General features: G+C 58.0%; 18 protein-coding genes. 10 read left to right on the top strand and 8 right to left on the bottom strand.

All coding sequences use genetic code 11. The features are described from left to right. Positions 1 to 144: 144 nt before the first annotated feature. Positions 145 to 1,200, bottom strand: coding sequence for a LacI family DNA-binding transcriptional regulator (locus GV035_RS27645; protein ID WP_159839082.1), 1,056 nt, complete (start codon positions 1,198 to 1,200; stop codon positions 145 to 147). 227 nt (positions 1,201 to 1,427) lie between these two features. Here GV035_RS27645 and GV035_RS27640 point away from each other — a divergent pair, with 227 nt between their 5' ends. The 7 genes from GV035_RS27640 (at position 1,428) to GV035_RS27610 (ending at position 8,789) form a co-directional block, all read left to right on the top strand. After that, the gene (locus tag GV035_RS27640) at positions 1,428 to 2,420 is read left to right on the top strand and encodes a substrate-binding domain-containing protein (RefSeq protein ID WP_159839080.1); all 993 of its coding nucleotides are present in this window, start codon (positions 1,428 to 1,430) and stop codon (positions 2,418 to 2,420) included. 111 nt (positions 2,421 to 2,531) lie between these two features. Beyond that, entirely contained in the window at positions 2,532 to 4,100 is a 1,569-nt protein-coding gene (locus GV035_RS27635; RefSeq protein ID WP_159839078.1) for a sugar ABC transporter ATP-binding protein, read from the top strand. Beyond that, positions 4,093 to 5,106, top strand: a complete 1,014-nt coding sequence (locus GV035_RS27630) for an ABC transporter permease (protein ID WP_159839076.1) — start codon at positions 4,093 to 4,095, stop codon at positions 5,104 to 5,106. The genes GV035_RS27635 and GV035_RS27630 overlap by 8 nt, the downstream gene beginning before the upstream one ends. Beyond that, complete coding sequence (locus tag GV035_RS27625) at positions 5,103 to 6,134, top strand: ABC transporter permease (protein WP_159839074.1); 1,032 nt, start codon at positions 5,103 to 5,105, stop codon at positions 6,132 to 6,134. Before GV035_RS27630 ends, GV035_RS27625 begins: the two co-directional genes overlap by 4 nt. Then, positions 6,131 to 7,006 (top strand): sugar phosphate isomerase/epimerase family protein, encoded by an 876-nt coding sequence (locus GV035_RS27620; RefSeq protein ID WP_159839072.1) that lies wholly within the window; start codon positions 6,131 to 6,133, stop codon positions 7,004 to 7,006. Before GV035_RS27625 ends, GV035_RS27620 begins: the two co-directional genes overlap by 4 nt. Positions 7,007 to 7,128: 122 nt before the next feature. Further along, positions 7,129 to 7,749, top strand: a complete 621-nt coding sequence (locus tag GV035_RS27615; protein ID WP_159839070.1) for a nucleoside/nucleotide kinase family protein — start codon at positions 7,129 to 7,131, stop codon at positions 7,747 to 7,749. 59 nt (positions 7,750 to 7,808) lie between these two features. Further along, the gene (locus tag GV035_RS27610) at positions 7,809 to 8,789 is read left to right on the top strand and encodes a hypothetical protein (protein ID WP_159839068.1); all 981 of its coding nucleotides are present in this window, start codon (positions 7,809 to 7,811) and stop codon (positions 8,787 to 8,789) included. A 391-nt stretch (positions 8,790 to 9,180) separates the two neighbouring features. Here GV035_RS27610 and GV035_RS27605 read toward each other — a convergent pair whose 3' ends face one another. From GV035_RS27605 to GV035_RS27585, 5 genes are all read right to left on the bottom strand, one after another. Further along, positions 9,181 to 9,909: an SIR2 family NAD-dependent protein deacylase gene (locus GV035_RS27605; RefSeq protein WP_236572884.1), complete on the bottom strand. Its 729-nt coding sequence runs from the start codon at positions 9,907 to 9,909 to the stop codon at positions 9,181 to 9,183. Positions 9,910 to 10,324: 415 nt separating this feature from the next. Then, entirely contained in the window at positions 10,325 to 11,053 is a 729-nt protein-coding gene (locus GV035_RS27600) for an LrgB family protein (RefSeq protein ID WP_159839066.1), read from the bottom strand. Continuing rightward, complete coding sequence (locus GV035_RS27595) at positions 11,053 to 11,463, bottom strand: CidA/LrgA family protein (RefSeq protein ID WP_159839064.1); 411 nt, start codon at positions 11,461 to 11,463, stop codon at positions 11,053 to 11,055. The genes GV035_RS27600 and GV035_RS27595 overlap by 1 nt, the downstream gene beginning before the upstream one ends. Positions 11,464 to 11,613: 150 nt before the next feature. Then, positions 11,614 to 11,874 (bottom strand): hypothetical protein, encoded by a 261-nt coding sequence (locus GV035_RS27590; protein WP_159839062.1) that lies wholly within the window; start codon positions 11,872 to 11,874, stop codon positions 11,614 to 11,616. A 1,388-nt stretch (positions 11,875 to 13,262) separates the two neighbouring features. Continuing rightward, positions 13,263 to 13,622, bottom strand: a complete 360-nt coding sequence (locus GV035_RS27585; protein ID WP_159839060.1) for a response regulator — start codon at positions 13,620 to 13,622, stop codon at positions 13,263 to 13,265. A gap of 632 nt (positions 13,623 to 14,254) precedes the next feature. Between GV035_RS27585 and GV035_RS27580 the strand changes: the two genes are divergently transcribed. Continuing rightward, positions 14,255 to 15,685 (top strand): sensor domain-containing diguanylate cyclase, encoded by a 1,431-nt coding sequence (locus GV035_RS27580; RefSeq protein ID WP_159839058.1) that lies wholly within the window; start codon positions 14,255 to 14,257, stop codon positions 15,683 to 15,685. Positions 15,686 to 16,905: 1,220 nt separating this feature from the next. Beyond that, complete coding sequence (locus GV035_RS27575; protein ID WP_159839055.1) at positions 16,906 to 17,337, top strand: hypothetical protein; 432 nt, start codon at positions 16,906 to 16,908, stop codon at positions 17,335 to 17,337. 723 nt (positions 17,338 to 18,060) lie between these two features. On the opposite strand, the gene GV035_RS27570 is transcribed toward GV035_RS27575, so the two are convergent. Continuing rightward, on the bottom strand, positions 18,061 to 18,408 hold the full coding sequence (locus GV035_RS27570) for a response regulator transcription factor (protein ID WP_159839053.1): 348 nt from the start codon (positions 18,406 to 18,408) through the stop codon (positions 18,061 to 18,063). A gap of 529 nt (positions 18,409 to 18,937) precedes the next feature. Next, a complete protein-coding gene (locus GV035_RS27565; RefSeq protein ID WP_159839051.1) occupies positions 18,938 to 21,118 on the bottom strand; it encodes a hybrid sensor histidine kinase/response regulator in 2,181 nt (726 codons plus the stop codon). 568 nt (positions 21,119 to 21,686) lie between these two features. Here GV035_RS27565 and GV035_RS27560 point away from each other — a divergent pair. After that, positions 21,687 to 22,373, top strand: a complete 687-nt coding sequence (locus GV035_RS27560; RefSeq protein WP_159839049.1) for a PAS domain-containing protein — start codon at positions 21,687 to 21,689, stop codon at positions 22,371 to 22,373. Positions 22,374 to 22,598 lie beyond the last annotated feature (225 nt).

The following is a 22,598-nucleotide window of genomic DNA, read 5'->3' as shown; positions in this document are numbered from 1 at the left end:
AAATCACCAACCGTTTGCTCGGTGCTCGAATCGCGAGCCAAGTCGCCGCAACAATCATGCTGCCCGACCTATCAGTTGGGTTACGTCGAGGACGTCCGCTGAGCCCTAGAGTTGCTCTCCGCGGTTAGGTTTTCGTCGCCTCTATTAGCGGTCGAACTCCTTCGTCTGCTCGGCTTCTTCGAACATCTTGCCAAAACCTGTGGGCACGAGGATAAGAGACCTGTCTGCAGGCTGGTGTTTTTCAACTACGGTAAACGCTTCGGAGATGATTTTGTCCACGTCTTGGCGCAACAACGTCACGTCGAACGGCAGGTATGCTGCGAACGGGTCCCAGTCGAAGCAGCCAACAACCACTTTCTTCCAGGCGTCATGCGATAACGTCGCCATAAATTGAACGAGGCCTTCAAGCGCGGTAATCGAATTCATCAGCAAGCCAGACGGGGGGCGCCCTAGCTTCTCGCAGCGAATGGTCAGTGCGCGTTTGGCGGCCGCCGCGCTATATCCGCTGCACTCGATGGCATCATTCGCAGGTGTCAAACCACGAGCCTTGAAAGCGTCCCGGAATCCTGCGATACGCATTTCGGTCGCATATTCACTGCTTACACCGCCCAACAGCACCAGCTCATCCGTCGAATGGCCGCGCGCCAGCAATTTCTCAATCAGCACGTCGGTTATCTGCGCCGCTCCTTTGCGATGGTCCGTAACAACCGACGGCGCCCCATCGCCTGGCAAGTCGAGGTTGATAGAAGGTACGTTCGCGGCTGAACAGAGGTCGTTCAGCGGCGTCGGATTTCGTACGCCGGCAATGAATAGCAACTCCACCCGTTGCGACAGAAGTGTTTCTGTGACACTCATCTCCACTGCCGGGTCACGCTGGGTTCCGACGACTATCGGACAAAGACCGCGACTACGGGCCTGGTCTTCAAAGGTCTGAGCGAGCCCTGCGAAAAAACGGTTCCGGTAATGCGGGAGAACCATCCCGGCCAGTCCCGAGCGTGAAAGCCGGAGACCTCTCGCTTTCATGTTGACGTTGTATCCGAGCTGCCTCGCGCATTCGAGAATTCGATTCGCCGTTTCCTCCTTGATGCGATAGCGGGCCCAGTTGCCGTTCAACACCATGCTCACTGTAGATGTTGAAGAACCGGTCGCTGCTGCGATGTCGTAAATCGTGGACTTGCGTCCAGGGTTGCTGCTTGCCATCACGTGACTCCGAGGGCATTCCGCCGTTCATGTCTTCTGAAGGTAATCGTTCCCAGAAAAGTACCGTACTAGGGTAACTCCCGGGTCGACCAGTTTGCTGAATAGATTCAGCATACACCTGCCCAACATGCTAAATGGATTCAGCAGAGTCCAGCAAAGTGAACAAGCGGGCTTTTCTAACACTCATCGGGCGTCTGCCGCAAACGTCTGGCGTCCACGGAGGAGACATGTTCAAGAACATCATCCGCACTCTGGCCGCAAGCGCAGTTGCGCTGGCTTTGACGACGAGCTTCGCGTCCGCCTCACCTGACAAGCCGGTAATCGGCGTGGTCGTCAAGATTGGCGGTATTCCCTGGTTCAACGCCATGGAAGCGGGTATCAAAAAGCGCGCTGACCAACTTGGCGTCAAAGCGTTCATGGTCGGACCTACGAGCGCAGACCCTGCGCTTCAGGTGCGTGCTATCGAGGATTTGATTGCGCAGCACGTAGACGTCATTGGCGTCGTGCCGAACGACGCACAGGTGCTGGAACCTGTACTACAGCGCGCCCGAGCAGCCGGTATCAAGGTCATCACGCACGAGTCCCCGAAGCAGCAGAACGCGGACTGGGACTTTGAACTGGCGTCGGTCAAAGGCTTCGGCGATGCATACGGGAAACGTCTCGGCGAGGCGCTGGGCGGAAAAGGCGAATATGCAGTGTTTGTCGGGTCCTTGACCGTGCCACTCCATAACGCCTGGGCCGATGCGGCAATCGCCTACATCAAAGCTAACTATCCAGGGATGACCCTCGTTGGGGACCGCTACGGTGTCGCCGAAGACGTGGACGCGTCCCGCAAAACAGCGCTCGACTTGATGCGCGCTCACCCTAATCTGAAAGGCATCCTTGCTTTCGGAAGCCAGGGTCCAATTGGAGCAGCTCGTGCGGTTGCCGAGCAGCAGGCGAAAGGAAAAGTCCTGGTTCTCGGACCATTCTCGCCCGGACAGGGCCGGAAGCTTGTACATGATGGCGTGCTGAGCGGCGGGTACATGTGGAACCCGGAAGTAGCCGGCGAAGTGTTTGTGACGCTGGGCACGATGCTCGCCAAGGGACAACCCATTAAAGATGGCACTAACATCCCTGGTTTGGGCGTTGTTCATCCCGATGGCCACAACCTGATTGTCGACAACCTGGTGGACCTCAACGCCAAGACCGTGGACGACCTCGCGAAGACGGGCCTCTGAGCGTAATCCCTGTCGAACGGGTGAGCGCGGCGGCAAACCGCTCACCCGGGAGTTAACGGTGTGATACGTAAGCCCGTGCCCGGTTACGTGAAAGTGCCCCCGGAGCGTTCCATGAGTCATCCAGCTTCCACCAATACCCTTCGTTCTGAGCGTTCGGTTTCGAACCCCGCATCAGTCACTCTCGACGCAGACCGTGCGCCACTGCTCAAGCTCGAGAACATCTCCAAAGTCTTCGGCGGTGTCAACGCACTGCGTTCCGTGAAGTTCGATGTCATGCCCGGCGAGGTCCTATGTCTCGCTGGCGAAAATGGCTGCGGCAAGAGCACCATTATCAAGATTATCAGCGGAGTCTATCGGCCGGAACCGGGCGCGGTGATGCTCATGGACGGTGAGTCAATCGAAGGCTTGGACCCGGCGAGAGCCCGTGACCTCGGCATTCAGGTCATTTGGCAAGACCTCGCGCTTTTCCCCGAAATGACCGTTGCGGAAAATATCGCTTTCGAGCAGAACCTCGGGTCTCGTCCGCGCATCGTCAGTTACGGGAAGATGAAGGACGCGGCCCGCCGAATTCTTGAACGACTCGGCGTCTCAATTGACCTCAACCGCTCTGTTCGCTCACTATCTATTGCCCAGCGGCAGGTCGTGGCAATCGCCAGAGCCCTTGTTCGCGACGCGCGACTTGTCTTCATGGACGAGCCGACAGCCTCACTCAGCCACGCTGAGACCGAAGCCCTACTGAAAATCGTCCGGCGGCTTTCGGCGGATGGAATTGCAGTCGTATTCGTCAGCCATCGGCTCGCTGAAGTGTTAGACGTCTGCACCCGCGTGACGGTGTTCCGCGATGGACAGTATGTTGGCACCTTTCCGACCGAAGGGATGACGCAGACCCGTCTTACCGAACTGATGACGGGCCGAACGTTTGACTATGAAGTGCGTACAACCGACTTGTCAAAAGCGCCGGTCGTGCTCGAGGTACAGAGCTTGTCACGCGCCCGTCAATACCATGACGTTTCGTTCACGGTGCGGCGGGGCGAGATTCTTGGTGTCACGGGACGCCTTGGCGCAGGCAGAACGGAAGTTGCACTGTCGCTCTTCGGAATGACACGCCCAAACGCGGGCTCCATCCTGCTGGACGGCAAACCCCTTTCGGTGCGCACTAATCGTGATGCCATCCGTGCAGGCATTGCGTATGTATCTGAAGACCGCCTCCAACTCGGACTTGTACAACCGCAATCCATCGGCGACAACACGGTTGCGGCAGTACTCGACGACCTTCTCGACGGCACCCATCTCATTGCGGCCAAAAAGCGAAACGCGCTGATTCAAGACTGGATTCAGCAACTGGCCGTGAAAATCGGAAAGCCTGACGATGCGGTCTCGACATTGTCGGGTGGCAACCAACAGCGCATCGTGCTCGCGAAATGGCTAGCAACAAACCCAAAGCTTTTGATTCTGGATTCACCCACTGTAGGCGTCGATGTCGGCGCTCGGGCAGGCATTTTCGCCATCATTCACAAACTCGCCTCTGAGGGAATGGCCATCTTACTTATCTCGGACGAGATTCCAGAGGTCTACTTCAACTCCGACCGAATTCTGCACATGCGCGATGGACGCATCGTTAATGAGTACGTGCCGGGAACGACAACGATGGAACAAATCGAGCGAGACGTCCATGTTTGATTTTCGCAAACTCGGAATCGGTTCGAATGAGGCCCTGCTGATTCTCGTTATCGCCATCATGGTGATTGGCCTCAGCCTCTCCACCACGACATTCCTCACGGCGCCGAACTTGTTCGACCTGCTCAACCAAAGTTCCGTCAACATCATTTTTGCGGTAGGGCTGCTAGTCGTGCTGATTGCCGGCGGGATTGATATTTCATTCGCCGTCGGCGCATCGGTGGTTCAGTACCTTACTGCACTGACCGTGATGCGACTTGGCGGTGGCAATTGGGCGCTCGGCTTTGTCGTGTCTGCCTTCTTCGGATTTCTCCTTGGCGCCATCAATGCCACGATTATCTACAGATTTCGTATCGTCTCGATTGTGGTGACGATTGCCACGTTCAACGTCTTCTTCGGTGGATTGATGTTTCTCACTGGTGGCGTCTCCATCTATGACCTGCCCGACTGGTGGACCGACAGGGTCTCCCTCATCCATTTCAGCACAGCGAGCGGCAACGCAAACCTCGCACTGCCTGTGGCCGTGATGGCGGTCATGGTCATCGCGACGTGGTTCCTATTACGGCGCACAACAACAGGCCGGCAACTCTACGCAATGGGCGACAACCCGGAAGCGGCGCGACGCGTAGGGGTCAACATTGGCGCGATGCATTACATCGCCTTCGGCTGGCTCGGCATGATGGCCGGCGTCGCCGGACTCATGCAAGCCCATTACGTACAGGAAGTCGTTCCGAATGCGTTGTATGGACGTGAACTGGATGTCCTGGCTGCCGTAGTGCTTGGCGGCGCAAGGTTGGGCGGTGGGCGCGGCACGATTCTCGGTGCCATTCTCGGCATCCTTTTGACCGCTATCACCGCGAACGGCTTGAACCTGCTGGGTATTTCGCCGTATGCCTTCAAGATGATTATCGGTGCCATCATCCTCATCGCCATCACGTTGTCGAGCGGCGGCTTCGCCAAGCTCGTCGGTGCCCGATTCTCGTCGCAAAGCGTAAAGGCCTCGTCATGAACACCTCTACATCTCATCGCTCTTTCACACCACATGTACCAGCAGACGTCGCCGGGTTGCTTGGATTCCTCGTCCTGGTCATCGCGGTCCTGAGTCTCGCATCAGACCGGTTCTTCTCGGAGAGCACATTTGTCTCAGTAGCGTTCCAGTTGCCAGAACTCGGCTTTTTCACGCTGGCGATGCTGATGCCGCTCATTTCCGGTGGTTTCAATCTCTCAGTGACTTTCACTGCCAACATTTCTGGCTTGGCGATGGCGTGGGTGCTTCGTACATATGGTGGAGCGGATGCAGGCGTGATAGCCATTTTCTTCAGCATCGCTGCCGCATTGGCAACTGGCGCCGCCGCGGGTTGGGTAATGGGAGCCGTCATTGCTCGCACGGGAGCAAGTCCAATCCTCGTCTCTTTGTCGATGATGATTTTCCTGCGCGGGCTAGGCGAATTTCTGACACGTGGAGGTGACATCTCCGGCTTTCCGCCCTTTGTGCGCGAAATGGGTAACGGTGTATTCCTCGGCGTACCGATTCCCTTGCTCATTTTCCTCGGCTGCGCATTGCTTTGGCATGTCGTGATGACACGTTCGAGGCTGGGATTCGCCACACGCATGATTGGGTCGAATCTCGAGGCGACGCGGTACTCCGGCATCCAAACAACGCGTGCGGTCACCCGAATCTACATGTTATCGGGTTTGATGTGCGGCATTGCGGGCGTCGTGATGGCCGCTCAGTTCAATTCTGTTCGCGTTGGTCATGGCGAAGCGTTTCTCCTCATCTCCGTACTCGCATGTTTCCTTGGACGCGTTGACCCGTTCGGTGGCTTCGGCCGTGTGGTACCGGTAGTCATCGCCCTCGTAATTCTCCAGGTCATTGCTTCGGGCCTCAATCTGCTCGGCGCCAATCAGCATCTGGCGACTGCGTTATGGGGCGTCTTCCTGCTTGCTGTGATGCTCTTTCGTTGGGCGTGGGCGAACGGCATTTCCAAAACTTTGGTCCGCAAGCGCGCGACCGCAAATGAAGGAGTTACACAATGAACAAGCTCGGCGTACATGCACTGGTTTGGGCCGGCGACATCACCGCGGAATCGACGCGCAAGGTTTTGAGTTCGACAAAAGAAGCAGGCTTCGACCTTGCGGAACTGTCGCTACATGGTCCGAAAGTAATGGACCTCGCGCTGACGCGAGACCTGCTACAGGAGTTCGAGCTGGAGGTCGGTTGCTCGCGCGGCCTGACGTTCGAAGCAGACGTCTCGAGCGAAGATGCCGCGACAGTCGCTCGCGGCGTCGCGATGCTTGAGGAGGCTATTACTATTACCTCGGAAATCGGCGGCAAATATTTCGGCGGCATCTTGTATGGCGCAATGGCGAAATATAGCGCGCCGGTCACGAAGAAAGGCCGTCAGAATGCAATCGACTCCATCAAGCACATTGCAGATTTTGCCTACAAGAAGGACGTGAAGCTGGGCCTCGAAGTCGTCAATCGCTACGAAAGCAACCTGCTCAACACAGCATCGCAGGCGTTGGCGTTGATTGATGAAGTCGGCGCGCCAAACGTCGGTGTTCACCTCGATACGTATCACATGAACATAGAGGAGTCCGACTTCATGCAGCCGGTTCTGCTGTGCGGCGAGCGCCTCGCTTACGTTCATATTGGCGAGAGCAATCGCGGATACCTCGGCTCGGGGACTATCGACTTCTCGCAGTTCTTCCACGCGCTCGCGATGGTCGACTACCAGGGGGTCGTTACGTTCGAGAGCTTCTCGTCGACGGTCGTCAACGAGCAACTGTCCAACGCGCTTGCTATCTGGCGCAACTTGTGGGACGACGGCATGGACCTGGCAAAGCATGCTCGCGAGTTCATGGCTGGCGGAATCAACGCCGCGGCGAAGGCGAAGGCGCATCACTGAATGCGGCTTGCAACATAGCGCGGCATCGAACCAGGCGTAATCCTGTTCGGCGGGCGGCAAGGTGGTGTCGGCGAGTGCAACACTCGCTCCCGGCGCCTGTAAACAATATTTGGATGATGTGCATGACTGAAGACCGTTATCTGAGCCGGCTACGACAGCTGACCATTGGCGGACGTCGCCACATTCTCGGACTGGTTGGCGCGCCTGGAGCGGGCAAATCAACCCTATCGCAGGCAATTTTCGATGCATTTCCCGGGAAAGTGGTGATTGTCCCGATGGACGGATTTCATCTGGCGAACATGGAGCTTGCGCGTCTGGGTCGGGCCTCTCGTAAAGGAGCTGAAGACACATTCGACAGCGCGGGCTATGTCGCGCTGTTGCGCCGGCTGCGCGAACAGCGAGATGACGAAACGGTCTACGCGCCTACTTTTCGCCGCGAGATAGAAGAGCCCATCGCCAATGCGATTCCGGTCGCACCTGAAACGCCGCTCGTCATCACCGAAGGCAACTACCTCCTGTTCGAACACGGCCACTGGAAAAATGTCCGGCCCCTGCTCGACGAAGTCTGGTACGTAAACGTCGACTCGGCCCTGCGCCAGCAACGGCTCGTGAGCCGTCACATGAGCTTTGGTCGAGACGAGGGGGCGGCGAAACATTGGGTTGAACATACCGACGAGGTAAACGCGCGGTTGATTGATGCTACGCGAGACCGCGCAGATGTCCAGTTCAGTTGGTCATCGTAAGGTATGCGACGCCTGGCCTGTTGCCAGGCGGTTTATTCACGAAACTGTTCAGCGACGCGATGGACGAAATCGAGCGGTGGAAGCTCAGGTGGAAGTACGGCGAGGCGCAGGTCCAGTCACTGGGTGGAATGCTCGCACCCGTGCGTTTTGACATCGGCGAGGAACGCTCTATCTCCCCTATGCAGGTTGCCCCATGGGCCGATGACGGCCGACAGCACGGACTCATGTGTGCGCTGCGTGGTGAGTGGCCCTGTCTGCCGTTTGGGATGGTCGAGGCGCCTGCTGGTCTTCCTGCTGAGTTTGGTCGTCGCGAGGCGAGTGATAAGTGGGTTCACGGGTACGGTGCGAATCACATGTGGACGCTGGTAAAACAGACTGCCCACATGCTCATGATTGAAGTCATGTATCCGGCCGACAGCCCAATCGCGACACTTCAGCGAAAGGTCGAGGCTGACCCGAATGCGGCCTCGCTGCTAGTCTCACTTACGGTGCACGCACGGCGCGACGTTGTGATGCCGTTCGCTCTGCATCCCACCTTTGCCATCCCCGACGGAGGCGTGGAGGTTATAGCCTGTCCGAGCCAGTCCATCTATAGCTATCCGGTGCCGCAGGAGCCCGGTATCTCGCGGATTCTGCCGAACCGTGCCTTTGCGTCTCTGGCAGAAATCCCGGCGACGAAGGGTCCGATGAACGCTTCGCGACTGCCACTCGCGGAAACGACCGAAGAGCTGATGCAAATTTCCGGATGTGAGCCGCCTTTTATCTTGCGGTATCCAGCGGAGCGTGCAGATGTGAGCCTCGACTGGAACGCCGGCGAGCTTCCCGATGTGTTGCTGTGGATTAGCAACGGCGGGCGCTCTCACGAACCCTGGTCGGGGCGACATTTCGCTATCGGTGTCGAGCCCGCTAACAGTTTTTTTGACCTAGGTCGAGTGGTGACTCCTCCTCCTAGCCATCCGCTCGCCAACCGTTCCGGCTTGGCTTTCACAGCAGACACGCCGCGGACAATCAGCTACCGCTTGTCCGCGCGGTCACTCTGAAGACCAAATTGATTTCCCGGGCTACCGCAGGCCGCAGCGCGGGCCAACGGTTAATTTCAGACGGGCTGTAAGGCAAACCGGACGACTAGGCGGCGCAGGCCAGGGCTCGCGACCAGCAACGACGTTAGGTCGAGAATTCGCGAAGGAGGTCCCCTTAAGCAGTCACTCTGGCGTTGACTCTTTCACCGCACTCTCGCTCTATCCAACTGCATTGCGACGTCGTCTCATAGCGGCCTCTCCCAGCCCCGACTTGATGCGTAGCTTCCCGCTCGCCGGTTCGATAGATTGCGATGCAACCTCGCGTGGAGACAAGCCACTGATAGCTCGGCAATGCAGTGAGGACCGCATCAGGCGCCAAGGTCTGGGTGATTCAGTGCTCGTAGCCGTCGCTTTACCGCATCAATGACGCGATTTTCTCTTCGAGGCAATGTACCCCTATCGTTGCAGGCTTCGCTTCTACGACTCCGAATACCTCCGTTCGGCTCGGAGACGGGTCTACAAGAAAGTTTCTCGGGTGTTCTTTTTGTCGGTCCCAAGGAAGCATTGACTCCGGCGGCACCACCTCGAAGGCGCTGCCAACGGCGAGAAAAAGGTCACAGGAGCGCATCTCGACCCGGACTCGATGCAAGTCTATGTAGGCTGGCGCGGCCTCTCCGAAGAAGACGATGCCGGGTTTCACGCCTTCATGATTTCGGCAAATAGGACAGGCAGCAGCAGGGTCGAAGTAGGCACTATTCTTCGGAAATGCTAGGTCGCACGCGGTGCACAACAAAGAGTTCAGGTCCCCGTGCAGGTGGATGACGGAGGTCGCGCCGGCCTTCTCAAGCAGGTCGTCGACATTTTGAGTCAACAGCTCAACCCGGTCAGCGCCCCACTTCTTTTGCCACGTTGCAAGGCGGTAATGCGCGGCGTTGGGCTCAGCGGCGTGCTTCTCGCGAATGCGGTCGTTATAGAAGTCAAAGACGGCAGTGCGGTTTCGCCGCCATGTGTGGATGTTGCAGACCTCGTCGATGCTGTTGCGAGTCCAGATGCCGTCGCCCGTACGAAACGTCGAAAGGCCGCTTACTGCGGACAGTCCGGCGCCTGAGAAGACAAACAGCTTGGGTGCCTTACTATCCATTCGCGTCATTCTCTTTCGTGCGTGGTCTTGGAAATGGGCTTGTAACAAGTTCCCGGCTGCTGTGGCCCCGCTCAGTACGCGAATCTCTGAATTCTTCGACGCCGCTGACTGCCCATGCCAGTCACCGAAATCCATCAGCGCTCTGGGCTACGATTGAATGGTTCAAAGTATGTCCGTCGCGCCAATGGCTAGGCTCGAGCATGTCATCGTACAGACGAGTCCGCTGTCCGCTACAGCGCGAGAAAAGGGCAATAACAGTCCGCTCAGCCTTGAGCGAGCAGACCGTCGTTGCCAACATCTTTTGAGCAGCGATGCCGGCGGTGCTGGCCGCCGCGCCGACGGACCGCGCCTCAGCGACGACTCCGCCTGCCGTAGAAGACCACGCGGTAGCTACAACGAAGTTCGCCCCCCCGGTTCAGTGCGCCAACATCGGATAAAGCAGTGGCACAAAAGAGGCCGTGAGCACTCCGTTTAGGCACATGCCAAGCCCAGCGAACGCACCGGCCTCCTCACTTATCTGCAAAGCCCGGGCTGTCGCTATCCCGTGACCGGCCAGTCCCATCGCAAGGCCCACAAATTCCGGGCGCTTCACACGTAGGAGCCGCAGGATGGGTACGGCGATGATGGCACCCGTAATACCTGTCATAACCACGAGTACCGCCGTCAGCGATGGGATGCCACCAATTTTCTCCGAGATTCGAATGGCGATACCGGCGGTCGCGCTTCTTGGTGCGATGGACGCGACAGTCTGCGCGGACGCGCCCCATACGCGCGCGAGCAGCACGGTTGTGGCTATTGTGCTCAGGCCGCCAACGATGAGGCCGCCGGTCAGCGGTAGGAGCATCAAACGCAGCTTCGGCAGTTGCCTGTTTAAGGGAACCGCCAGCGCAACAATCGCGGGGCCCAGTAGGAAGTGGATGTATTGCGCGCCCTGCATGTACGCTCGGTACTCGGTGTGGGTGACGCTGAGGAGCAGGATGACGGTGACGACGGATAGCAACACAGGGTTCGCTAATGGGCGTTTGCCGAACCTTTCATAGACACATTGAGCAGCCACGTACACCACGACCGTTGCCGTGAGCCACAGTAAGGGAGTGCGGCCAAGATACGCCCACACTAGCGGGAGGTGATTTGGGTTGTCCATCACAGTTCTCCTGGCTTGCCGTCAGCCGTGGCGGCCTGCATGACGTTCTGAGGCAAACCCTCTACATGCGAGCTGAAGATTCGGTGCAACGCTTGCGCGGTGATTGCCGTTATGCAGACCGTCAGAGCGGTCCCAATCACGATGGTCGCGGCGATTGGGACAAAATCACTCTCCACCCTTCCTGCGTACACGACGATGCCTGCGCCGGCTGGAACAAACAGCAGCGACAGATGCTTGAGGAAAGCGAGGGACGGCTCTTCGACGGCAGTCAGGGTAGTCTTTGAGAGTCGAAGCGCTGCAAGCAAAAGCAGCATTCCTATGACGGGCCCCGGTATTGGGATGTTTCCCACAAAGGAGATTGTCTCGCCGAGACATTGAAAGAGAAGCAGTACTGCAAGGGCCTTAACCATGGGAACCTCAGTGGGGTGGCGCGGCGGCGCAGCAAGGCATCTTGCAAGGTGCGCCCTCGCGCGTGCTTCACGTAGAAACAATTCTTTCAGTCGGCCTTTCGCCGGGACTGCCTGCGGCTGCCGAGGCGGTCGGTTCGGCTGACAAAAGGGTTATTGACCGCCCTTGAAGATGTCGCAGAAAGACGCCGGTCCGACGCAATCAGGTTGCTGAGTGCCCAGCTGTCTTGTCATGGCTCCCGAAGCTGACCGTGCCCGCGTTCCGCCATAGCTGGAAGCATCAACGGACGGGGTTGCACTGGCATCTGCTTGAGACACCGGCGGGGCGTCAGTAGTCGGCGCTTCTTGTGCTTGCGCGACGCTCGCCGCAAATCCAGTAACGAAAGCGGTGGCAAGAAATAGGCTCTTGGACATGACGAATCTCCTTCGTGAATCAGAACGAATGGGCTACGCCGCTAGGCGGTCGTGCCTAGCGCTACGCGGGTTGATGGACGAGATGTGGGACCGTTCGGAACAACTTAAGCGCGGTCAGACGGTTTCATTTCGGAGTTGCAGTGCGCGATGCGGTTGGCGATGCGCGGGGCCGTTGAGGACGTGCAAGAACGCCCTAAAGAACGAGCCGGTCGAGTTTTCCGTGCACCATATAAGGTCGATGCACGGTTAGAACTATAGAGCTTGCGCTGAAATAAAATAGCCTGAATTTGCAGGGGCGGCGCTACGCCCATAAGAGGGGTCTAGATGGTCTCTTTCTTGCGGACCAGTCCTGGCTGTGCTGGACCGTCTGGCACTGACCGTCTGCGTGACGCAATCGTTGGATTAGGACCGCGAATCGATTCAAAGCCGGCCGCGCCCGCAAGGCCCGTACGTTGGTAAGTCTCGCTCGGAAGATGTTGCGAACGTTCGAGCTATCGTGGGATGACGATGGACACCTTGACCGTTTATCGTCATCCCCCAAGGAATGCGCCATGGCCCGCCGCGCCAACTTACGGTATGCGATAGTCCCTTCTGAGGTTAACGCTCTACGACAGGTCTCTGACCGAGACGCTCGTTCGCGCCAGCGCAGATGATGACCTGAGTGGGGGCTGTAGAAAAAGCATTTCAACTCGTCGACCAACACGCCGAGAATAGTTGCTCGTTCGAGAAGTAAGGGTATCGTCGGTCGCTCGTGTTTGACTTCCAACCTGTTAGCCGTGCGCCGTTCAGACACTCCACAAATCGTCTTTGTTGCCGTCGAGACAGTCGCACGGTCAACTGCTGCTTGAGGCCGCGCGGGAAGACGTCAACTTCGAACACCTGGAGCCCTGCTGGTATGAGCCAGCAGGAGCATCCGCGCTAATGAGACATCGCTAACCAACGCGCCTTAAAATTTCGGCAGTTTCCAAGTCAACCATGCCGCTTGACGGTGTGATGGTGATGATGATGCTTCTTGTGGTGATGTGTCTTCGCATGGACAGCGACAGGAAGGGTGAAAGCGGCAATCAGGAAGACTGCGAAGGTCGTCTTGAACAAGTTCTTCATTGTGGCGTTTGGTAAATGACTGAGATGTAAGCTGCGCCCTGCTGGGCAACCTCATTCTACCGAGACTTCCCGACAAAGAACATCGCACAGGCGAGCGTTTGTGGGTCGATATCAAGGTTTCTTCCTTGCATGTGTGAGGCCGTTGCACGGTGAGTAGTTGGAGGTCCTTTGCAGGCGCAACTCAACGCATCGATAGTCGTCGCCGATGAAACACATCTTGTTAGGATGGCCTAAGAGTTGCGATTTCGTGCACCCGTTCCGGCAATGCAACGGTACCGACGCAGTCAGTCAGTTCGCCGGCGCTTTAAGCGACGGATTACCTCTTCCAGAGCGCGGATATCGACCGGCTTCTTAAAGAAAACATCCCATAGATGTCCGTCCGGCGGCGGCGATTTCCCTGATATCAGTATCAACGGTACGCCACCGAACCTGGGATTGCCACGAAGCGCCCGACAAAGGCTGACGCCGTCGAGTTGCGGCATCTCCCAGTCGGTCAACACTAGGTCGGGCAGCGACTGCAACGCCTCATTGAGCCCGCTTTTTCCGTTGTTGCTCACGATTACCTGGAAGCCATGGATTTCGAAGACCTCACGAATGGCTTCAAGAGGCCCAACGTCGTCGTCGACGAGAAGCGCGCGAATCATAGAAACACCGCGAGAGAACACTTGTGGAGGCGCAATCGGTGTGCCGCGGTCCGCGTCGAAACGAGCGTTTACTTCGCTCCCGGGTGCAGTGGGATTGCGCGCCGTGCTTGACACGAGCCGAAGTTGTCCTCGACAACGGGCACCCGCAGATTTGGTTGCGTTCACCCGTGCCATGGTGCAATCACTTGGACGGCCTGCACAATGCATCGCGCACTGACGGTACGACACGAATACTGGCTAACGGACGGACGTCCCCCGCCAGTCGTCCAGGCGTGCGGCGCTGGGTTATTGGCACAAGAGCGCCGTATAGAATAGCTACTGTTGGTCGTTTCGCTGCCGACAACTGAAATTTCGCTCGCGTGCCGCCAAAGGCGTGCTCTAGCAGACAAGGGCGTGACGAATGGCCCGAAACATCCCCTTCCCAACTGCGCAGCGGCGGTACCCACTAAGGGGCATTCGTACAAGACAAAGGAGCCACGTTGCGGAGTAAGCTCAACCTCAGGGGCGATTCAGGAAGAGAAAGAGACCTGCGCTGCGACCAGCGTCGGCCGCCCGGGCGCCCACCCGGCTTTCGCATCGGAATCCTCTACGTGTTGCACCGCCCGTTCTGGCTAGCTATCGCAGCCAGTGTGATGAGCTTGCTGGTCTTCGGGGCGACGGTGTTAGTGCTCGGGGAAGCTCGTCACGACGCGGTCGAGCGAGCGCGACAGACCTCGGCCAACGTCGTGACGGCGCTGACAGGCGATATCGCGCGCAGCATTGAAGTATACGACCTTGCGCTAAGCGCCATTGTCGACGGAATCAAGGACCCGACTGTCATGGCGCTACCGGCAGAAATCCGCCGCCGAGTACTTTTCGACCGCTCGACTGCCGCCGGATTTATTAGCGGTATCTACGCGATGGACGCCCGCGGCTACATATTCGAGGAACCACACGGGAAAACCTTTCGCGGCAGCTTTGCGGACCGCGACTATTTCCGCGTTCATAACAGAAGCCAAAACGTCGGGCTCTACGTGTCCGCACCCTTCCGGTCGCGCATCAGGGAGGGCGTCTTATCAATCGCCTTGAGTAGACGACTCACCGATGAACGCGGCGACTTCGCGGGCGTCGCCCTCATCGCTATCGACGTCAAATACTTCCATCAGATGCTCAGCAAGCTTAGCGTAGGGCCGCACGGGTCCGCGTTTGTCATAGAGAGTGACGGAGCATTGCTTGCACGAAACCCGGCCCTGGCTATAAGTGCTGCGCCGAAAATTTCGTCTAATACGTTCGCTCAGATGCTAGCAGCAGACCGAGGCTCCTACGAAGCGGTGTCGCCTGTGGATGGGGTTACCCGCTTATTTACTTTCTCACACGTCCCACGTAGCAACCTCATAGTTTCTGTTGCTCCCGCCCTTCAGGACATAACGGCCGAGTGGAGACAACGGTCAACCATCGTTGGAGCGCTTGTTATTGTCGTCACTAGCTCCTTCATGGTTGCGGTTTGGCTGCTCGCCATCGCCCTTAGGGAGCGCGACTTCGCGCAAACAGAGCTTCGCAAGATGGCTGATACGGACGGATTGACGGGCCTAGCGAACCGCCGCGCGCTGGATGCAGTGCTCGAAGACACGTGGGCCGTCGCAAGCATAAACGGACAGCGAGTCGGCATCCTGTTCGTCGATGCAGACAACTTCAAGGCTTACAACGATGCGTTCGGTCACAATGCGGGCGACGAGGCCTTGCGCCTCATTGCCGACTGCCTGTCCTTGCATGCACGGCGCGGCAGCGACGTTGCGGCGAGGTACGGGGGTGAGGAGTTCGTAGTAGCGTTGCTGGGCACAGACGACAAGCACGCCGCGACTGTGGCCGAGGCGATACGAGCGGACATCGAAGCAGAGTCTGGAAGGCTCGAGCGGCATCGCGCACAACCGCCAATAACAGTGAGCATTGGTTACGTTGTCTGCAGCCCGCGACCGGACAATAGCCTCGCTGCAGCCCTGCGGCTCGCCGACGAAGCTCTCTATGCGGCGAAGCAGGCTGGCCGCAACAGGGTGACTCGTGCCTCGGACGAAGCCACTTGCTAGAGGTCGCCGGCGGCAACACTTAAATCATCGACGGGTATCTGCGCCGTCATGTATATCGCCACCGCACAAGTTGCACCGCTTGTCGCGCCGGTTCGCCTTACGCCCCATGGAATAGCGGTCCGACAGAAGAAGCAGACCGCCCCATGGCAGGCCATAGCGCGGGCAGTGGCTCATGAGGAGGCAGCGGAACGTGGCGGGGACGACTGGTCGACCCCGACCCGCACTTGCGGCCTGCAACGGCGCCCGGGACCTCTCGCACTATGCGCTCAGCTCGAGTACACAGCCGCGATGGCTATCGCGTTCCTCGGTACGTACAGGAGACGCTTGCCACGCAAGCTGCCTCCTGGATTGCAAACCCCTAGCGAACGACGCGTATCCGGGGAACACCGAACCTGTTTTGTACCGGTAAACGCTTTACACTGAAGTGCATAAGTAGTGCCTGCGGCGAAGACGTTCGTACGCCAATATGCTGCACACGGGGACAAATAAATGAAAAAAGCCTCGAAGTACGCACTCGGCGGACGGGCCGGCAACGTCTTGAGCGTTGACGCTGAAACTCAGCACCTGGAACGCATCCTTGCTGGAGAAGGTGCTCACAGCACCTTTGCACGGACTTATTGGCGTCAGCGGGTGGTACAAGCACTGTCGACGCCCGGACTGATACCCGCACAGCGAATTCGGCTAAACCGATTACTTCGGCGGATAGATGAGCCGTCCTCAGCCGCATAATCTCTCGACAGCTGGGGCGGCATCTTTCCGCGCACTTAACGCGTTCGTCATGGATTGCTGAGGCGGCGCCGCTGGCGTACTCGCATCAAAACGACAGCGCTTCAGACGTGAGCCGTGCACGGCAAGACCACGTCCGTCGCGTGCGTCGAGCGAACGCTAAAGCATTCCGAGGCCGATTCGACACGCCGTCTCCGAACGGTGCGTATGACCCGTTATTAACGTATCTGCCGATTCGGGCGTCTCTTGACATGTGCGACCAGCGCACTCGCGTCGCAGGCTCCCATGTAAGAGCGAATGGGAAGCACGCGATTGATATCGCGGCTTGGGCCTTTAGTGCCTTGCCTGCAGCGACGCGGGACGGCCCTTCACGTAGACTCCTTGAAGCCACATTGAAATGGTTCCGTTCCGGAATCTAGGTACAATAAATTGCGAGTGCTGGCGGACCATTCTTCAGCTTAATACTTATCATTATGATAAGCGACACCGCAAATTTGAAAGCAGTCAGGAAGGCGGTATCGCGCCTTCCTGAGTCGCTGGTAGGAGGCGTCGATGCAAAGAGTTCCGACTCACTCCCGCTCAAGGCACTTATTGCTCTAGATGCGCTAAGTCGCGGAAGCGCAACAACAAGCCTACTTACTTTGCTCGCGCAGCAAATCCTTATCTCTGAACAGCTTTGCGCAGCCGGATACGAAGACTCGAAAGTGGAGCTCGTGCGAAAGGCCTATATTGCGTTGGTGCATGTGTATTCAGATGCATCTCCCGACGGTGGGGTGGGGTTGGGCGCCGCTGACTATGAGGCGCTGCGCGAAGCATTGATTGTTTACGACACTCAACTGAGCAGTGCGCCCCGCTGTCGAGTACGAGATGCGGAGCTGGCCACCGTTGCGCGGCTCATTCGTCGTCTGGCCAAAACCGCAAACTAGGCTATGCGCATTTCTTCGAGCTAGCTGGCGCAAGCGTTTCGTGCGGTCCGGGAATGCGGAGGTGCGTACCCTTGATGCATAGAGGGACCGCAGAGCTCACCATGGCGTGCGGGGACACGAGGGCGACTGACCTTTGGTCACCGGTAGCTCTTCCACATCAAAAAAAACGGAATGTAACTGGTCGAGGTGCCATGTGGGAAGCGGAAGTTCAGCCTACGTCAGGCTAGGAATTCCTCAACCGCTCGCCGGCGTGCTTCGGCAAACGGTAGGTGAAGTAGAGCGTAGCTTCGTCGGCCGTGAGAATGAGCCGTGGGTCCGACTAACGAAGGCAGCACTGCACTACTGCGTGTGGAAATTCGCGGGCTACTTCGTCGGCCCTGCTGCCGATGGCGAACGGCCCGATATCATCTGCTCAGCGTTCTTCAGCGCTTACGCTGACGAGTTGCGCAAGGGGGATGCTGCCGTGCAGTGGGGAGTGCACGCGCATATGCTGCCCGTGGTGTCTGGGATTCTAACAACTTGCGGACAATTGGTCGTTCAGCGTTCCGATTAGGCGGCGCACTGGCGGACGAGCCTTGGACGGCTTTGCGGCGGCCCAACGGTACACTTGCACGTCTATACGCCGACGATGCGCCGCAGCAGCTTAATTGATTCGTGCTTCGTACTAGATGTCCTTCTCACACAATATAACGTCTGCGGTCATCACTGTTCAGCGAACGGGCATCAGACGTCAGCGAGCAGCCGTTCTAGCTGCTCCACAGTGACGGGCTTGACGACACAGTCATCGAACAGTTTCATATCGTCGCTGTGCTGCAGGTCACTGTACCCCGTGATTGCGACAATCCGTCCATGTGCGCGACTGCCTCCGCGAATTTGATGGCAGATGTCGCGCCCGTCCGCGTCCGGCAAAGAGACATCGAGGCATACGAGGTCGAACGATTCCCTGGACGTCATTTGGATGGCTGTCGCACCGTCGTATGCGACGGAAGCTACGTGTCCAAGCGCCCTTGCTAAGTCGGCGAGTGCATCGGCTGCGTCGCGGTTGTCGTCCACGAACAATATCTTCGACATGGTGAGTTCGCTCGCAAAGACGCCAGTATTCGTCGAGACCAGCGACAGACACGGCAAGCGCGGTCGTCAGAACGCCCACTGCCGCGACGTAATCATGGCTGTCAATTACCCGCAAAGCGTTGAAGCTTGTCGGAGCACCGTTGTCATCCTACCGCGGTCGTCCATACAGGAGAGGAAAGCCCTTACTTCTTGACAGCAGCTGACAATAGAGACGCCCGCTCTAGCGGCGGGCTGCGCAAGCATCCACGCGGTCGGCGTTCAAGCACTACATGAATTTTATTGAGCTTGATGAGTCTCCGCAACGGCGTTAGACGCCATTGACTAGAACAGAGAAACGTTGCCCCAGCGAAACACCGGCAGTGCTCGCCCGCTTGCGGTCCGCCTCGCCACCCCTCACGCTGAACCAGCATAGCGCGCTAAGCCATAGCGCACATCTCCTGTATGCCGGGCACCAAGCGGCAACTACTCAGCTTCTGGCGGCTACTGTACCGCCGGGCCGTACGCGCATGCGCCGCTCTCTACTCAACGGCTACGGTCCTTCACGCGACAAGGCATCGCCCGTCAACAGCATGTTTAGGTCGTCCGCATTGAACGGTTTCGAAAGCACCGAGACGCCTAGTTCTCTGGCTTTCTCAAAATGAGCTGCATAGCCAGTCATTAGCGTCACCGCCTGATTCGGGCGGTGCTTCTTTATCCACTCTACAAGCCCGATTCCGTCGCACGCGCCTGGCATCTGGATGTCAGATAGTACGAGGTCGAAGTCCTGACCCGCCTCCAGCACTTCAAGGGCGGCGTCACCGGAGGGTTCATGACGCGCGCTGCAGCCAAGAACCTCTAGCACCGCCATTAGCCCCGCAGCTACCTCTTCGTTGTCTTCCACGAGCAGCACCGTGGGATTCTCACGGCTTGCTTCGGCGGCCGATATCTGTTTTGATTCGCCGACTTCCGTGGCAGCTCCACTCCAACGTGGCAGATAGACGTAGATAGTGGTGCCTTTGCCAAGCTCCGTCTCCAACCGGGCTTTGCCGCCTGCCTGCTCGGCCATCGCTAAGACCTGAGCGAGTCCAAGCCCCGTGCCAGCTCCGGCTTCCTTTGTTGTAAAGAGCGGTTCAAATGCATGCCGGGCGACCTCTGGACTCATTCCGGAGCCGGTGTCTTGGCAAGAGAACTCTACGTACTGCCCAGCTTGTAAGCCGAATCGCGGATGTTCCAGTGCGAAATTCTTGCAGCGGACCACGAACGAACCCCCTTGAGGCATCGCATCCCTCGCATTCACCGCCATGTTGATGACAGCAGAGGTGATTTCAGACGGGTCGACCTTGATGGTCCAGACGTCGCTATTGACTTCAAGGATGAGGGTAACCTTGCTCCCAACAGCGGATTGAATGAGAGGCCGGGCTTCCACTAACCACTGCTCGGGGTGAATGACCTCCAGCTTGAGCGGTTGCCGGCGAGCGACACTCATGAGACGGCGCGCGAGCTCGCGGGCGCTCGAAGAGGCGCGCTCGACAGCGTCGACTTCATTCTTAAGGCCGTTGTAGTTCTTGCGACGGGCAATCTCAATGTTCGCAGTGACCACCATTAACAGGTTGTTGAAGTCATGCGCGACGCTGGCAACGAGATTCCCAAGCGCCCCCATGCGTTGAAGCTGCCGCGTCGAGGCCTCTGCAGAGCGGCGTCGTGACACCTCGCGACGCCAGTTGCGCCAAGACGTCTCCTCAGCACGAAGGCGGCGAAGCGAAAATCCGATAAGTAACCAAAGGCCCACGCAGGGAAGCAATGCAGCAAGGACAATTGCCATATCCTCTTGGACCCAGGTTCGAACGAGGTCAGTGATGGCAAGCCCGGCAGATGCGTAAACCGGATACTGCCCCGCGCGCCGGTAAGCAAGAAGCTTCCGAATCCCATCGAGTGGTGAGTCGATGGTCATGATGCCGCGAGACGCGTCTCGCGCGAATGCATGCTCGAGGAGTGCATGCTTCGATGGTGGCGCCGTGAGACGCGGCGTCGGAATCCGTATCAAGATGCCTCCGTCTTCTCGATAGAGTCCGACAGTCACTGCGGGATTTTCGACGATGAGCTCGTGGCAAATCTGCGCCAGGTAGTCTCGATTGACGGAAACAACTGTGGCCCCGTCATAGTGACCCTCCACCGTCGTCATTGGAACGAAAACGTTCACATAACCCGCTCCGGCGTCCCCGTCGCTCTGTGGAAGCGAAATGTAGAGATTAGGCACTGCCGCGCGAACGGCTTGCAAGTCGCCCATATCGACGAGTAGCTTCCCAGTATGTAGCCGCTTGCTGCTTGCAAGCACCCGCCCTCTGCCGTCGACGATGGACAGTGCGGCCACCTCCGAATGAGCTGATAGAAGCGCCTCTAGTCGCGCATGAAGAGTACCGTTTCTTGCCGCGATACCACGGATGTCGGCTGACCTGTAGCTGTCTCCGACCTGGGTAGCGAGTTCACGGCTTACATCAAGCAGACCCGTGAGCTTACTTTCAGCTACCCAAGCTAGCTGATTTAAACGCGCGGACTGCACCGCGATTGCTCGTTCATACGTGTGCCAGCCATACAGCGCGCCGAGCAACAGTGGCACCACAACAGAAGCGATTAGCGCGACTATAAGTTGTTGCCTCGCAGCGCGGAAATTCAGCGGCGGGAACGACAGGCGTTCGGACGGGCCTTGGTCGGGCATCTCTGGCACTGTCATCGCAACCTCGATAGCACGTTCGTTCGGGCTCGGTTCGTCCGCATCTAGCGAACCTGAGTTGAGTGCTTGTCGCCTCGCTTCCCCATTGTTCTAATACCTTACACGCTAGAGCCCGCCCGCAGGAACAATTCGTCTATCGGAAGGAATCCGCTACCGGAACGGCCGCCCGCCGCTCGCGGTTATGCCCGCTCCACGTTGCACCAAATGTCAGCGCGCGCAGTAGCATGCGAGACCACCTGGAAATCTACGGCGTCCCAACTATATGAACTTTCCGGCTCAACGTATGCTATGAAAGAGTGCCCCCGCCTGCCAAGGGGGAGTCGCAGCGGCTTGGGGAACTGCCTCCAATAGCCAGACCACTACGGACTTCTTTTATTCGACGCAACCAGGCGAACGCCTGTTCGTTCATCTGGCGGGCAAAGCGCTGCTGTGGTGAGGATGTGAACACATGCGCGATTCCGGACTAAGCAAAGTCGTTTCAGATTCCACCTCGTCGACCCAACCCGGTCAGAACGATGGCTGGCGACATGGCAACCCGGGACACCTTGTTGACGCGATACCGAGGCCAATGCTGATTCTGTTTCCTGGCCTGGACTTCGTTATATCCGCGGCCAGCGATGCCTATATTCGTGAGGCTGGAACACCTCGACAAGAAATCGTCGGCTCCCCACTCTTGGATGCGTTTGAAAGGCGCTTCGCACAGCGCAGTCCGGACAACGTGGAAAAGGTTCGCTCATCGTTGGCAACGGTCGTTGAGACGAAGTCTTCCCACCAAATCCTTTTGGATTGCTCCGACCGTACTTCGCAAGCCGGCTCCGGCCGCTACTGGCGCATTGAGAACACACCTGTACTGTCGTCCAGTGGTGAGTTGTTATGTATTGTGCACTTCATGGAGGACTTCACCCGATGCGTCAGATGCCAGGAGGACACGGAAACACTGTCTAGCCACGCCCGGACGCTCGAGGCTGAACTGCAGGTAAGCACAGCGGCGGCTGCGCACCATCTGGCGGAACGACAGCAAGCAACCCTGTCAATCCAAAAGCTGATAGAAGACTCGGAGGTGTGGAGGTTGGGGGAACAACAATTCCGAGTCATCACGGACAGTCTGCCGCAACCCGTCTGGACGGCGAGGTCCGACGGGTACGTCGACTATCTCAACCGCCGCTTCTTCGACTTTGCCGGCGTTCCGGCCGAGTTCGCTGTCGGCGAACGCTTCTGCGGGGACAGCCTGACGAGGAGCGAATCAACCAAGTGAGCAATATGATTCGCCGCCAAGTCAAGCATGTGACTGGCCTCATCGACGAGTTGCTCGAAGTTTCGCGTGTCACCCGCGGTCTGATATGCCTCGATAAGCGCCTTCCAGAGGCCTCTGGTTATGCGGCCGCGTCCTTGGTCTGCTGAGCCTTCATCCAGTCTTGCAGGAACTGAACCGGTGATACGAAGTCGAGCGACGAATGACGACGACTGCGGTTATAAAACA

Source organism: Burkholderia sp. 8Y, from assembly GCF_902506145.1.
Lineage (GTDB): Bacteria > Pseudomonadota > Gammaproteobacteria > Burkholderiales > Burkholderiaceae > Caballeronia.
The sequence above is the reverse complement of the archived record's forward strand: the minus strand, read 5'-3'. Positions and strand labels throughout refer to the sequence as shown.

Coding starts and splice junctions, on each gene's coding strand:
- GV035_RS27620 (WP_159839072.1), top strand. CDS start 6,131: ATGAACAAGCTCGGCGTACATGCACTGGTTTGGGCCGGCGACATCACC.
- GV035_RS27595 (WP_159839064.1), bottom strand. CDS start 11,463: ATGGTTAAGGCCCTTGCAGTACTGCTTCTCTTTCAATGTCTCGGCGAG.
- GV035_RS27645 (WP_159839082.1), bottom strand. CDS start 1,200: ATGGCAAGCAGCAACCCTGGACGCAAGTCCACGATTTACGACATCGCA.
- GV035_RS27585 (WP_159839060.1), bottom strand. CDS start 13,622: ATGATTCGCGCGCTTCTCGTCGACGACGACGTTGGGCCTCTTGAAGCC.
- GV035_RS27635 (WP_159839078.1), top strand. CDS start 2,532: ATGAGTCATCCAGCTTCCACCAATACCCTTCGTTCTGAGCGTTCGGTT.
- GV035_RS27560 (WP_159839049.1), top strand. CDS start 21,687: ATGCTGATTCTGTTTCCTGGCCTGGACTTCGTTATATCCGCGGCCAGC.
- GV035_RS27570 (WP_159839053.1), bottom strand. CDS start 18,408: ATGTCGAAGATATTGTTCGTGGACGACAACCGCGACGCAGCCGATGCA.
- GV035_RS27600 (WP_159839066.1), bottom strand. CDS start 11,053: ATGGACAACCCAAATCACCTCCCGCTAGTGTGGGCGTATCTTGGCCGC.
- GV035_RS27580 (WP_159839058.1), top strand. CDS start 14,255: ATGAGCTTGCTGGTCTTCGGGGCGACGGTGTTAGTGCTCGGGGAAGCT.
- GV035_RS27605 (WP_236572884.1), bottom strand. CDS start 9,909: ATGGATAGTAAGGCACCCAAGCTGTTTGTCTTCTCAGGCGCCGGACTG.
- GV035_RS27590 (WP_159839062.1), bottom strand. CDS start 11,874: ATGTCCAAGAGCCTATTTCTTGCCACCGCTTTCGTTACTGGATTTGCG.
- GV035_RS27610 (WP_159839068.1), top strand. CDS start 7,809: ATGGACGAAATCGAGCGGTGGAAGCTCAGGTGGAAGTACGGCGAGGCG.
- GV035_RS27615 (WP_159839070.1), top strand. CDS start 7,129: ATGACTGAAGACCGTTATCTGAGCCGGCTACGACAGCTGACCATTGGC.
- GV035_RS27625 (WP_159839074.1), top strand. CDS start 5,103: ATGAACACCTCTACATCTCATCGCTCTTTCACACCACATGTACCAGCA.
- GV035_RS27565 (WP_159839051.1), bottom strand. CDS start 21,118: ATGACAGTGCCAGAGATGCCCGACCAAGGCCCGTCCGAACGCCTGTCG.
- GV035_RS27640 (WP_159839080.1), top strand. CDS start 1,428: ATGTTCAAGAACATCATCCGCACTCTGGCCGCAAGCGCAGTTGCGCTG.
- GV035_RS27630 (WP_159839076.1), top strand. CDS start 4,093: ATGTTTGATTTTCGCAAACTCGGAATCGGTTCGAATGAGGCCCTGCTG.